The 12,241-nt window shown below is 44.2% G+C and carries 9 protein-coding genes; 4 read left to right on the top strand and 5 right to left on the bottom strand.

All coding sequences use genetic code 11. From position 1 onward, the window contains the following. Positions 1–246: 246 nt before the first annotated feature. The 3 genes from QUB56_RS03965 to QUB56_RS03955 all read right to left on the bottom strand — a co-directional run bounded on the left by QUB56_RS03965 (position 247) and on the right by QUB56_RS03955 (position 4,031). The gene (locus tag QUB56_RS03965; RefSeq protein ID WP_332953348.1) at positions 247–1,188 is read right to left on the bottom strand and encodes an AAA family ATPase; all 942 of its coding nucleotides are present in this window, start codon (positions 1,186–1,188) and stop codon (positions 247–249) included. 227 nt (positions 1,189–1,415) lie between these two features. Continuing rightward, positions 1,416–2,867: an NAD(P)/FAD-dependent oxidoreductase gene (locus QUB56_RS03960; protein ID WP_332953345.1), complete on the bottom strand. Its 1,452-nt coding sequence runs from the start codon at positions 2,865–2,867 to the stop codon at positions 1,416–1,418. Between the two features lie 129 nt (positions 2,868–2,996). Continuing rightward, a complete protein-coding gene (locus QUB56_RS03955; protein WP_332953344.1) occupies positions 2,997–4,031 on the bottom strand; it encodes a glycosyltransferase family 2 protein in 1,035 nt (344 codons plus the stop codon). A 607-nt stretch (positions 4,032–4,638) separates the two neighbouring features. On the opposite strand from QUB56_RS03955, the gene QUB56_RS03950 reads away from it, so the two are divergent. Then, positions 4,639–5,739 carry a glycosyltransferase family A protein gene (locus tag QUB56_RS03950; protein ID WP_332953342.1) on the top strand — a complete coding sequence of 367 codons (1,101 nt, stop codon included), beginning with the start codon at positions 4,639–4,641 and terminating at the stop codon, positions 5,737–5,739. Positions 5,740–6,284: 545 nt separating this feature from the next. On the opposite strand, the gene QUB56_RS03945 is transcribed toward QUB56_RS03950, so the two are convergent. Together QUB56_RS03945 and QUB56_RS03935 are read right to left on the bottom strand one after the other, a co-directional pair. After that, positions 6,285–6,824: a Dps family protein gene (locus tag QUB56_RS03945; protein ID WP_332953341.1), complete on the bottom strand. Its 540-nt coding sequence runs from the start codon at positions 6,822–6,824 to the stop codon at positions 6,285–6,287. Positions 6,825–7,833: 1,009 nt separating this feature from the next. After that, positions 7,834–8,364 carry a hypothetical protein gene (locus QUB56_RS03935; RefSeq protein WP_332953340.1) on the bottom strand — a complete coding sequence of 177 codons (531 nt, stop codon included), beginning with the start codon at positions 8,362–8,364 and terminating at the stop codon, positions 7,834–7,836. Between the two features lie 20 nt (positions 8,365–8,384). Here QUB56_RS03935 and QUB56_RS03930 point away from each other — a divergent pair, with 20 nt between their 5' ends. The 3 genes from QUB56_RS03930 (at position 8,385) to QUB56_RS03920 (ending at position 11,897) form a co-directional block, all read left to right on the top strand. Continuing rightward, the gene (locus tag QUB56_RS03930; protein WP_332953339.1) at positions 8,385–9,578 is read left to right on the top strand and encodes a transposase; all 1,194 of its coding nucleotides are present in this window, start codon (positions 8,385–8,387) and stop codon (positions 9,576–9,578) included. 74 nt (positions 9,579–9,652) lie between these two features. Beyond that, positions 9,653–10,834, top strand: coding sequence for a heterocyst differentiation protein HetZ (gene hetZ, locus QUB56_RS03925; protein ID WP_332953338.1), 1,182 nt, complete (start codon positions 9,653–9,655; stop codon positions 10,832–10,834). Beyond that, complete coding sequence (locus QUB56_RS03920; RefSeq protein ID WP_332953336.1) at positions 10,827–11,897, top strand: hypothetical protein; 1,071 nt, start codon at positions 10,827–10,829, stop codon at positions 11,895–11,897. Before hetZ ends, QUB56_RS03920 begins: the two co-directional genes overlap by 8 nt. Positions 11,898–12,241: the final 344 nt, after the last annotated feature.

Below are 12,241 nucleotides of genomic sequence, written 5' to 3'. Positions count from 1 at the left end.
TGGGAATCTCTCTCTAAATTCACCATAATTTATGCTCAGCGTTAGCTGAGTCAATTTGTGCTTAGTCTAAACTCCAAGAATCAAGGTATCTACAAGATTCCCACTGACAGGTATATCACTGAGCAACCTAACTAAGGTTGGCTCTAAGTGACTTTTTCGATGGAGTACAAAGGTATTTTCATTTGAAAACTTTCTGATTGCTTCCTCATTATGTGAGGTTGCTATAATCTGACCGCTATTTTTAAATTATCGTCGCAGTGATGTAACAAAATGTCCAACCTCTGACAGGGAAAGATAGTTATCAGGTTCGTCCCAAAAGCAAAAAAGTGGCCCGTAGTATTTGTTTGCAGCTAAGACAACAGCGCAAAGAAAAAAGCATTTCTCCCCATCAGATAAGTCTTTAAAGTCAACACTCAGATTGGCATTCTTTGATTCAAACCGAACCACCATACTTTTAGAGTCTTTCCCGATTTGTTCATTCAGAAAATCCTGAAAGTCAGGCATAACTTCTTGGAGGTATCTGTAAGCCTGTGTGTAGGCAGCAGGGTAGCGACTGAGTAACCCAGAGAACCACTCCCCAAAATTTGAACCGTCTCGTTTTGGCTCCAACGTTTCCCCGTTTGAGTCTCCAGTCATCAGGCTTGGAATCGGGGCTAAAATAATCGTGCGCGCCAGCCAAGTCTTGAAAATACGAAGCGGATCGGTTTCTGATTGTTCTTGAATGACTGGAAGAGCAACGAGATGCCAATCTACCAGAAACTGAGCTTCAGGATTTCGCGGGCTGGTGTAAAGAGTGACTTGGGCTTCCTTGCGAGAGTAAATTGGATGTCCTGAAAATAACAGTTGCTCTTCAAAAACTCGAAGCTCTCTAAAGTTTTCTGGTAATTCCAATGCCAGGATATATTTGTATAATTTATTATCAAGTAATACTTCTATCTCAAATCGAATTGGAACATCAGACCTGCCTCGATTGAAATCTTTCGGATCGATAAGACCAAGATGATTTTTATCAAATTCACGCATTCTGTTAATGCCTCGACCGATGTGTTGAAGGATTTCCAATACAACACGGATCGTTGATTTACCTGCACCATTTTTCCCAATTAAAAGGGAGGATGGCATCTCTTTGAGAATCAGTTCAAAGTTCTCCAGGCATCTGAAGTTATGTACGTATAGTCTTTGGAGCATAGAAAAACGACTGCGAGGAGTCAAAAGTGAAAAAAATGGTCAGCTTAATTAATCCATATACAATATTTCCACTTCAGAGCACCTAAATAGGTTGTAGTAGATGTAGGGGAGTCCCCCCGTACCTACCCGGGGGATTGCCCGTACAAGATTATGCGGAAAATATGAACGGGCGTGAGCCATTTCAAGTCTCAGTTAACTCAGATTGTCACAACTACAGTTCCCAAATATCAGCTTGACTGCGAAATCAAATCCGAATCCTTCTTTTCTTTTGAGCGATCGACACTAAAATCTTCATAGTACGATCGCTCAGTATTCACATCCCACAAATCGTGCTTTTCGCCGAGAATATTTCTCACAGCCAGAATTCCCGTCAGCATAGAATGGTCTTGGTTGTTGTATCGGTGCATACCGTTGCGCCCGATCGTCTGCAAATTCTCAATTCCCTTCAAAAAACCTTCAAGTACCCGCAAGTGTCCTCGATATTCCCCATCATAAACTGGATAAGCTTTAAGTTGCCGTATGACAACTCCATCTTCCACATCAGCAGTTGTTGCTAACCCCAAACCCACCAACTCGCGAGTTGCTAATTCGACAAGTTCCGCGTCCGACATTTCCCAAATCTCGTCGCCTACGCTACAGAAATATTCCATTCCCAAACAACTTTTGCTGACATCAGGAACTAAAGCGGCGCTCCAATTCTTAAAGTTTTGAATTCGTCCAACTTTGACTTCGGGGGAGTGAATGTAAATCCAGTTGTCAGGAAACAAATCCTTGCTATCGACAATCAGCGCTACAATCAAAAAATCTCGATATTTGAGCGATCGGGCGGCGTGCAGCACCTCTTCTGGCGGCTGCGGTTTCATTCTTGCTACCAGCGCCGATATCGGCATACTCGTAATGAAATTATCCGCAGAATATTGAACTAATTCTCCGTTGTGATCTGCAGTAATACTTTTAATTTTATTACCTTCACGCTCCAAGCTAATAACTTTAGTATCCAGATAAACTTTGCCGTCTTTATTCTCCACAGCTTCCGCGAACTTTTCCCACATCATCCCCGGTCCCAAAGCCGGATAGTCAAACTCTTTGATTAATGTTTTAGTGTCATTGCTACCAAACAAAGCATTAATAATTGCTGTCGTCAGCGACAGTCCTTTAATCCGCTGCGCCGCCCAATCTGCTTGAATTTCCGAACAGGGAATGCCCCAAACTTTTTCAGTGTAAGTTTTAAAAAATGTTTTGTACAAGCGTTCGCCAAAACGATTTATCACCCACTGTTCAAAAGTTTTCTCTTCCCGAAGCGGCCATATTCTAACTTTCAGATAGCTCAAAATAATGAGCGCACTCTCAATTATCCCCAAATTAAAGAGAGTATTGAAGGCACTGATCGGATAGTTAAAAAATTTACCTCTATAAAAAATTCGCGACAATCGCGGCACTTTAATAAACTCATTTCCCAGTACCTCTTGCCACAACTGCTGCACGGCTTCAACTTTAGTATAAAAGCGGTGACCGCCAATGTCGAAACGATAGCCTTTGTAGGTTTCTGTGCGAGCTATTCCCCCAACTTTATCACCTTTTTCAAGTACAACAGGGATGATGCCTTGTTTGACTAGCTCGTAAGCTGCAGTCAAGCCCGCAGGGCCTGCACCGACGATCGCAACAGGATAATGTTTCACTCAGCTTACCTCCAGCTTTTTTCTCGAACCCTACAATGATAATTATCACTCCTAAAATCGATAGATGCACCCGTGAATCCCCTGATAAACTATCAATTTACCGGATGTTGAAGGACAATTTGCCTTGATTTATTGAGCGGATACCGGCAAGCTAACTTTGCCCGTCAAGGGCTTTTTTCGGTATAATAAGTGGCGGCCTGTGCCGATCGCAAATGCCAGTCCGCTATAAAAGTAGAAAAGCCAGTGCCAAGGAATTGTTTTCAGGGCAAATACGATACCGTGTTTGCGGTAAAAAAATTGGTAAAGCGGTGCATTAATTGCTAGCAGCGGTATTGCCAGCAAGGCAGCCAGTAGCAGACTGTTGAGCGACCAGCACGTCCCCAACACTGCCAGTAGCACTGCATAAGTTAAAATCACGCTGATACGGTTCGAAACTTGCAAGTTGAGGTCGTTATTCAATTTGCGATCGCGCCAAATCAGTTCTGTCCAAGGCAGCGCTCGGTAGAAAAAGTCAGCTTTCACCATCCCCATCGGTTTCCACCGCTTTAAATGCTTCACCTGCAATGTTTTACACAGCCGAATGTTATAACCTGCTTGTTTCAAACGGTAGCCTAGCTCAATATCTTCGATCGAAGGTTCGCGGTAACTCTCATTAAAACCACCCATCTGCAAAAAAATTTCCCGGCGAATCACTCCGCAAGCTCCCCAAAAAGTCGAAGCTTCTTCGTTACCTGTTTGGTGCACATAGTGGTGCAGCAAGTTCCTGTACTGCGATAGAAAATCGGGATCTCCAGGCTCATCGTCGTAAGAGCCGATGAAAGCAGCTAAGTAGGGATTATTTTTGAACACCGAGATCGCATAGGCCACAGCTTCTGGACATACAGCGACATCAGCATCCACAAAAAACAGAATATCTCCCTTCGCAGCTTGCGCTCCCAAATTTCTCGCTCGGGCTGGGCCCCCGGACTCAGGAATTCTGATTAATTTGGCGCCGAATTCCTTGGCCAGGCGCCAGGAACCGTCGCTTTCGCCATCTGCTACTACAATAATCTCCATCGGTCTGGGTACAGTTTGAGCCAGTTTTGACAAACAGGTGCGGAAGAAAGCGCCCCCGTTGTGAACTGGGATAATGACGGATACAGTGGGGTCGGCGGTAGGAATCATCACCTAAATTGTTTAAATTGCAGGGGCAAAAATTTACTTGAGATTTATTGGTGCTACTTTACGAAGGGTAAAATCAGCTCTACTTTTTTATTTATAACTCGATTTCTGTTTGTATTCAACTATATTTTTTCCTGGCGTTCTCGATTCATTTTTTTCCCCATTCATGCCTGTATTCTACGCCAGATCTTGCTGAGAGTGACCTGAAGCATACAAAAGCTTTATTAAATCTTTAAATATATCAGCGTTTTTGTAAACCTTACAAAAATCCCCAGCAGCCTTTTGTACTGCTGTGTTTCAAGGCACAAGATTTTGACTTTATAGTACGTATACAGTATAAAATACAACATACTTTACACTGGAATCCGTCTGCTGTCAGGGCAAGCCCTGTACAGTTTATTTTACAGAGCTCATCCGCGAGTGGCTCCTGCACCAAGTCTGTATCCCGACGGCAGTGTCAATGCACATTTTATAATTTTTGGCAATATATATAAAATATACATCTTAAAATTTCCGAGGGTGTACGATCGAGCTTCCGTAATTTGCTAACATAACCCTTAGCTAGCTCCCTTTGAGCCAAAACTTTTACATAAACAAGTTTTTATATTACATGAACACCTCCCAAAACAATTTTAATCAGCCATTAGTTTCAGTCATCATACCAGCTTACAACGCTGAAAAATTTATTGCTAAAACCTTAGAATCGGTCTTATTTCAAACTTATCAAAACATAGAAATTTTAGTAGTTGATGACGGCTCTACAGATACAACAGCAGAAATCGTAAAATCTTTTGTTCAAAAAGATAGCCGAGTCAGCTTATTGCAGCAGTCAAATGCCGGCGTCGCCGCCGCCCGCAACCTAGCAATTGAAACATCCAAAGGCGAATATATTGCTCCCATCGATGCCGACGATATTTGGTATCCGCCAAACCTAGAAAAACAAGTAAAATGCCTGACTTCCTCAGCACCCTCTGTCGGAGTCGTGTATTCCTGGTCAGTTGATATAAATGAAAAAGACTTGCTCACAGGTGGATTTTACAACTCTACCATCGAAGGAGAAGTTTACACAGCATTAGTTTATAAATATTTTATAGGTAACTCCAGCTCATCTCTAATCCGCCGCGTTTGTTTTGCAAAAGTCGGCGGTTACAACTGCAAACTTAAACTAGAAAACGCTCAAGGCTGCGAAGACTGGGAACTTCACCTCCGCATAGCCGAACATTATCAATTTAAAGTAGTGCCAAAATATTTAGTTGGCTACCGCCAGATTATCAGCAGTATGTCTACCAACTATGCAGCCATGGCAAAATCTCACTCTTTAATTATGGCAGATGTCCGGCAACAACATCCCGAAATACCCAGCAGAATTTATCGTTGGTCTAGCAGCAATTTTTACATTTACTTAGCTGTAAAAAGCAACCGCAGTGGCAATCACCGGAGTACATTATCTTGGCTGTATCGAGCTTTCAAAGAAGATTTATTAATGGCACTTTTGCGCCACAATTTGTATCTGTTGTCAATAGAAAGTATATTAAAAATAATAGTTCCAGCACCAAATGAATCAGCGGTAGAGTTACAACAAGCATCAGAATCGGGTGAAGGGACGACACTTGCTAGGATTGAGACGCGAACCAAAGTTCACACCATACTGCCGTCGCAGGTATACGAAAGAATGCGATTCAACAGTTTAGCCAATCGAAAATCTAAATAATATCTTGTCCGGTGGATTACCCTGATTCCTGTAGGGGCCCGTGAGCCAATAATATTTGCCAAAAACGAACAATCTCACAAACGGGCCCCTATGTATTATGGGCGATCGAGCGGACATGATATAAACCCAACATTGAAAAACCCGGTTTTTTGAATAAACCGGGTTTTTGAGGAAGCTAGAGGGCGTTTAATTGTGTCTGGTTGCTCGATCGACAATCAGGAAAGAGGGTTAAATAAAAAAATCTAAATTTTCCATTCTTCCTTCTTCCTCCTTCCGACTGACATCGGACTTCTTCCGTCTACCTAATCCGCTTCGTAAAACCTATCCAAACTTATCTTTCTTCGCCTTAGGCTTAGATGAGATAAGTAGTATTTACTTTCCTACGCTATTGGGTAGACAGCTAATCCCCAAGTTAAGTAGGCTATCCCCCGATCGCCAAAGGTTCTCAAGTATGGATCGCACGGAGTGTAAGCCACAGTCAACTTACCTAAACTAAATAAGTATAGGTAAGTGTAGATAACTATTTGCCACTTCAGTATTGCTCTCTAAGCGTGAGAAGCTGTAGGAGTTTGAGCTTGTGGCTGCTGGCCGTCTGGCGAAAGAGATTCCCCTTCAATAAACGATCGCAACATCCAAGCCATTTGTTCGTGCTGTTCCATCAAACCAGTCAAAAAGTCTGCGGTTCCGTCATCCTTAAACTCTTCACCGCACTGTTCGACGTGTTGGCGGAGATTGCGAATAATCAGTTCGTGGTCGTCAACTAAACGCGATACCATTTCCGTAGCCAAAGGCAAATCGCCGATATGTTCTTTAATCGAGCCATACTTCAGAAAACCCTCAGCAGTACCAATTGGATAGCCACCTAAAGTTCTCACCCGTTCGGCCATAGCATCGATATTTAGTGTTAAGGCCTGATAGTGTTCTTCCCACAACTGGTGGAGCGATCTAAACTGCGGGCCCACTACATCCCAGTGATACTTTTTGGTTTTGATTAACAGCAGATAAGCATCTGCCAGGTCGTGATTCAATAGTTCGATAACGCCTGCACGCTGCTCGTCAGATAGACCTATGTTTAACTTACGCATTGAAATGGTTCCTTCAACTCTAACTTTATATTTATTAAAACAAATTTCGCCAGCCACTTACATCAACCTAGAGGACGATCGAAGACCCTCACACTTTAGTAAAATATCTGGATTTCCGGTTAAATTTATCGCAATATAGATACCCTTAGATAGATGCCATGAAACTTATTGTTCCGGACTGCCTTTGTTTAGCGAACACAGCGATTGGGCTGCCGGCGAATCCCCCTCAATCCCGCTAGAGAAAAAGGCTGCACTCTGATTGTTAGTAATAATCAAGGAATTTATGTCCAAGTTAACCAAAATCCCACACACTTAATTGTGCGGGCTGCTTTAAATGACGGTATAGGGGACTTGCAATTAAATATAACCCCAGTTATTCTAGAAGGCTAGGAAACAGAGTTTCTGACCTGAGCGTTGCTGACCTCTGTGATGGGGATGCTAGAAATAATATTGACTGAAACCGTGAAATCGACGTTCAAGGATGCTCCCAAGAAACAGACGGGCGAGAGCGGTCGAGACTTTATGGCAAAAGTGGGGGCAGACTACTTAAATGGTTCAGCCCGGAAAGTAGAAACATTTCTAGGATGGAACCCTTAATAGTGTTAAACTCGGCTTATATAAACAAAGATAATCGTGGGTTTCTTAAATGCTGAACTTGCCCATAAGATTGAGTTATAAAGTGATGTAAGGATTGTTCATTAGCTAATCCTACCACTTTGGCAATCGCTAGTTGAGTTTTATGCGGTATAGAGGAGAGCATCCCTAGATGTAGATGCTTAAATGCCTCAAAACTTTTAACATCTAAAAACAAATTTCAATAAAAACCGCAATATTCATCGATACAATTAAGGGTAGTCGAGCAGCACGGGCTCTATCCATCTACGGCAATTGGGTTTGAGCAATTTTTAGGGATTATAATCTTCGGAGATTGACACAAGAGCGATAAGCCGAATTAGGGAGATGTAGATCGTGGGCTGTGAGGAAGCCGATAATCGCCGATCGTCCTTGCTCAACCGTCGATACCAATTGAGCCAACCAATAGGATGGCCGCTGTATTCGATCGCTTGTCGATCGAATACAGCCGTGAAACCCTTTGTCCCATCTGGTAGACCGAAAGAGAGAACCTGTTTGATCGCTTCACGTTCAAGAACACTTGCTGCTGTGACCACGACAGCACGCTTGCCGAAGCTATCAACCGCAGTGTAGCGTTTTGGGCCAGCAGGTGCATGAAGGCTTTGTCAAACCAGACCCTCTGATGAACCATCGTGGCAGTGACAACTCTTGAAACCTGGTTTTTAGCGGATGGCGCGTCCAGGACAGATAAAAAAAAGCAGTCATCAGTGTTTGCAGCGAGGAGGAGATCGAGAGCATTACAGTTTGTCCTATGTGGGGAATACGGGCTAAAGTAGCGGTAGGAAAGATCGATCCATACTTTTACCAAAAAATTGGGTCTAAAGCCCCGTCCTTCTAGGACGGCTTTAATTTCCGCAAGGCGTAAAAAATTGTTAAACATATAGATTTTGCGAGCAAAAGTTTTCATAAAAGTGATAAGCTGTTATCATGATAGTTTTAGAGTTTAAGTTGAAAGGCAAAGCGAAGCAATATCGGATCATCGACGAGATGATCAGAACAGCTCAATTTGTCCGAAACAAAACTGTTAGATACGGGATAGACAATCAAGGAGTCAAGCTAGTTGATCTGTACAAACAATGCGCCATCATGGCAAAAGAGTTTGAATGGGCAGGTAAGCTTAATTCGATGGCACGTCAAGCGATGGCCCAACGTGCCATTTTTGCTATCCAACGTTTCTTTGCTAATTGCCAAGCTAAGAAACCAGGGAAAAAGGGATACCCGCAGTTCCAGAAGCACACTCGCTCCGTTGAATACAAAACTACAGGCTGGGGGCTTTCTACCGACAAAAGATGCTTGACACTTAAGGACGGTTTTGGTGATGGAAAGTTCAAACTAATCGGTAGTCGGGATTTGCATTTTTATGCAGCCGGTGAGATTAAACAAATCAGAATTGTGCGTCGTGCCGATGGATACTACGCCCAATTCTGCATCAACGTAGAGCGAAAAAAGGAACTCATTTCTACTGGCAAAACTATTGGGATAGATGTGGGGTTAAATCACTTTTATACCGACAGCGATGGCGAAACGGTCCCCAACCCTCGCTATCTCCGAAAAAGTGAAAAGGCTTTGAAAAGATTGCAGAAGCGGGTTTCTCGAAAGAAGAAAGGTTCTGGCAATCGGAAAAAAGCGATTAACAAGTTAGCAAGAAAACACTTGAAAGTCACTAGGCAGCGTAAAGACTTCGCCATAAAGACGACGCCCGGCGCGGTAAAATCTAACGATTTTGTAGCCTACGAAGAACTTCAGGTTAAAAATATGGTTAAGAACCATAAACTTGCTAAATCAATTAGCGACTCCGCGCGGTCACAATTTTCTCAATGGTTGGAATACTTTGGGAAAGTGTATGGCAAAACTATAATTGCTGTTCCACCTCAGTACACTTCCCAAGAGTGTTCAAATTGTGGCAATCTTGTTAAGAAAACGCTGTCAACCCGCACCCATATTTGTGGTTGCGGAACGATACTAGATCGCGATCGTAATGCTGGTAGAAATATTCTTGCTAAAGGATTGAAGCAGGCAGGTATCAATTTAAATACGGTGGGGCACACCGAAATCAACGCTTGGGGACAGACCGATCTCTACTCTTTGATGGCAGCATCAACGAGCAAATCGACTGATTGATCCAAGAATCCTCGCGCCTTTAGGCCGGGGAGTGTCAATAACTGTGGTATTTTCATTGTTAGCTGTAAACCATCATGCGGGAAATCTGCCAGAGCGTGGAAACCATATTTGAACTGCTGTTAGACGAACTCAAAAAGTCCACTCGCGCGTCTGAGCAGAACTGCCAAGATGTAGCAGGGCGACTCGCAGCAGAAGTCAACAGGATATGCACTGAAAGCCAGCGGATTCAAGCCTCCGGAGATATAGAAGGTTCAGCCCAGAGCCTTGCTCAGCACCGCTTGCAACAATGCCTACATTATTACAATTTAGGCTCCGGACCCGGGCGAGTAGAATTGCACAGTACCCTCAGCGCGATCGTCTATCGCTACATCACTCCTCCGCAGGTGCAGTCTAGCTATCAGGGGCGAGTAGAACTGATCAAAGATTTTTTGCAAGGATTTTATCTCGAAGCTTTAAAGGCATTCCGGCGCGAAACCCAACTACCACCAACCTACAGTCCCCGCACTCGCTTAGAACTAGCAGAGTACATGGCTTTTGTAGAGCGCTTCGGCAAGCGGCGCATACCTTTACCTCGGAACCGCAGCCAGCAACTAATTATTTTACGGGCCCAAACATTTTCCCAGCAGCAGCCCAAAGAAACCTCCGTAGATATGGAACAAGCCGCCGACGGAGGGGCTTCAGATTCCGACCAAACTTGGAACGACACCTCCGTACACTCGGTGCGGGAAGCGATGGCCGGACAGGGTTCGGCGGCAATTCGTCCGCTAGGTGACGAGTCAGAATCTCTGCGGCAAAACGTGATTGACGAATTAGTGGCTTACTTGAAAGAGCGCAATCAACAAGACTGTGCCGATTACTTCGTGCTGCGCTTGCAAGACTTGCCGACTAATGAAATAGAGTCGCTTTTGGGCATAACTCCCCGCCAAAGAGACTATTTGCAGCAGCGCTTCAAGTATCATTTGCTCAGGTTCGCCATGTCGCACCGCTGGGAACTCGTTCACCAGTGGCTGGAAGCAGACTTAGACCGCAATCTGGGTTTGCTGCCTTCTCAGTGGCAGGTTTTTGGCGAGCAAATAGGTCCAGAGGGACAGCGTTTGCTAAAGTTGAAACAACAAGGTCTGTCAGAGCCAGCGATCGCGCAAACCCTCGGCAGCACGGTCGCCCAGGTACAGAAACGGTGGTTTAAATTGCTGGAACTTGCCTGGGAATTACGAAATCGTTCAGATTCCGGAGAAGGGGCATCTAGTGATGAATAACGAAACGAACAGGGATGCAGAGGCTTTCGAGCGTCATTTTTTAGACTGGATATTACAGGCGCCCATCGCCAATGCCTCTAGCGAAGATGAGGAAAACCTCAATCCGCCCCCTCGCTCAGAAGAGTGGGGCGCTACAGAAGAGAATTCCGGGGTGGAATACTGGGAATGGGACGAACCAGACCCGCTGGACTATCAAGTGGGGGCGCACAGCAATGCACCCGCACAACCGCAGACAATTGGAGATATACCGACCGTGCAAGACCGTTTTCAGACCTTGTTAAAACAAAGGCTTAGAGCCGAAATTGAATCCAACCCGCCACTGTTCCCCTGGGAAACAGAATTCAAAAGCTACGACCACGATTACCCAGACGATGTAGCCCCGCAATGGGTTCCCCCCCTGCACGTCTGGACTCCCCAACTACAAAATATCAGGTGGGGCCGCCTGCCAATTCCGATCGCCCAAGGGGTTTTTGCTCAACTGCTAGAACCTTGTCAGGAACTGGTAATGTCGTCGCTGCGGGAAGGCTCGAAATTAGTTCGCGCTGTAGATGGCTTATTTCCGGGCCATTCTCAGGAACTCAACGAATTAGCTGGTTTAGTGCTCAGAGGTTCTTTGCGGGGATTTCTAGATTTAGAAGATTTCCCGACTTACGAAGCGGCGAGTACCGATCAACAAATGGTGCTGTCGCTGTTGGCCGCCAAGGAAATCATGGAGTCTCTAACTTTGGATTGTCCTGTGAATCAGCCGCCGGTTTCGCGAGAGTGGCTGACAGGTTTGGGTTCGCTGAGTTTGGAGGCTCAATACCTGTCGAACCCCAACAGAGAACAGCCAATGCCGTGTTTAAGAGTGGAGTGCCAATTTCCGGGGGGAGGAAGTTTGGAACTCAAGGGAGGAGATGCCGAAGCAACTGCACATCGTCCGAATTCCGGGCATTTAAGTGTGGAGTTGTTTGACCCACAACCGAACAAGACTTATGCTCTAGAAGTTCGATTCCAAAACTTCGAGACCAGACCTTTGGTGTTTGCTATTCGTCCAATTTTGGCAGGACAAGATAGCAACTAGAAAGGTTTAATTAGAGTAAAGAATTTAGGTTTTTACTCGCTGGTTTGACCTCACACAAAAACAAATGCAATTCCTCGACTTCTGTCGTCGTGGAAAGCAAAAAAAATTAGATATTAGTTCAAGCCCTCAGATTCATCTCTGAAGTTAATCTGTGGATTCAATCTAAAATCTAATGACAGGAAAATAAGATTTAGATGTTAGTGAAAACCCAGATTTATCTGTGGATAAAATCTAAAATCTAAAATCGTTTGACAGGAAAATAAGATTTAGATGTTAGTGAAAACCCAGATTTATCTGTGGATAAAATCTAAAATCTAAAATCTAAAATCGTTTGACAGAGAAAG

This window comes from Microcoleus sp. AR_TQ3_B6 (genome assembly GCF_036702785.1).
Classification (GTDB): Bacteria; Cyanobacteriota; Cyanobacteriia; order Cyanobacteriales; family Microcoleaceae; genus Microcoleus.
Note: the sequence above shows the minus strand (reverse complement) of the source record. Positions and strands in the feature narration are given on the sequence as shown.

Bases quoted from the DNA above. Each gene is read 5' to 3' on its own strand.
- QUB56_RS03965 (WP_332953348.1), bottom strand. From the start codon at position 1,188: ATGCTCCAAAGACTATACGTACATAACTTCAGATGCCTGGAGAACTTT.
- QUB56_RS03955 (WP_332953344.1), bottom strand. From the start codon at position 4,031: ATGATTCCTACCGCCGACCCCACTGTATCCGTCATTATCCCAGTTCAC.
- QUB56_RS03950 (WP_332953342.1), top strand. From the start codon at position 4,639: ATGAACACCTCCCAAAACAATTTTAATCAGCCATTAGTTTCAGTCATC.
- QUB56_RS03945 (WP_332953341.1), bottom strand. From the start codon at position 6,824: ATGCGTAAGTTAAACATAGGTCTATCTGACGAGCAGCGTGCAGGCGTT.
- QUB56_RS03935 (WP_332953340.1), bottom strand. From the start codon at position 8,364: ATGAAAACTTTTGCTCGCAAAATCTATATGTTTAACAATTTTTTACGC.
- QUB56_RS03930 (WP_332953339.1), top strand. From the start codon at position 8,385: ATGATAGTTTTAGAGTTTAAGTTGAAAGGCAAAGCGAAGCAATATCGG.
- hetZ (WP_332953338.1), top strand. From the start codon at position 9,653: ATGCGGGAAATCTGCCAGAGCGTGGAAACCATATTTGAACTGCTGTTA.
- QUB56_RS03920 (WP_332953336.1), top strand. From the start codon at position 10,827: ATGAATAACGAAACGAACAGGGATGCAGAGGCTTTCGAGCGTCATTTT.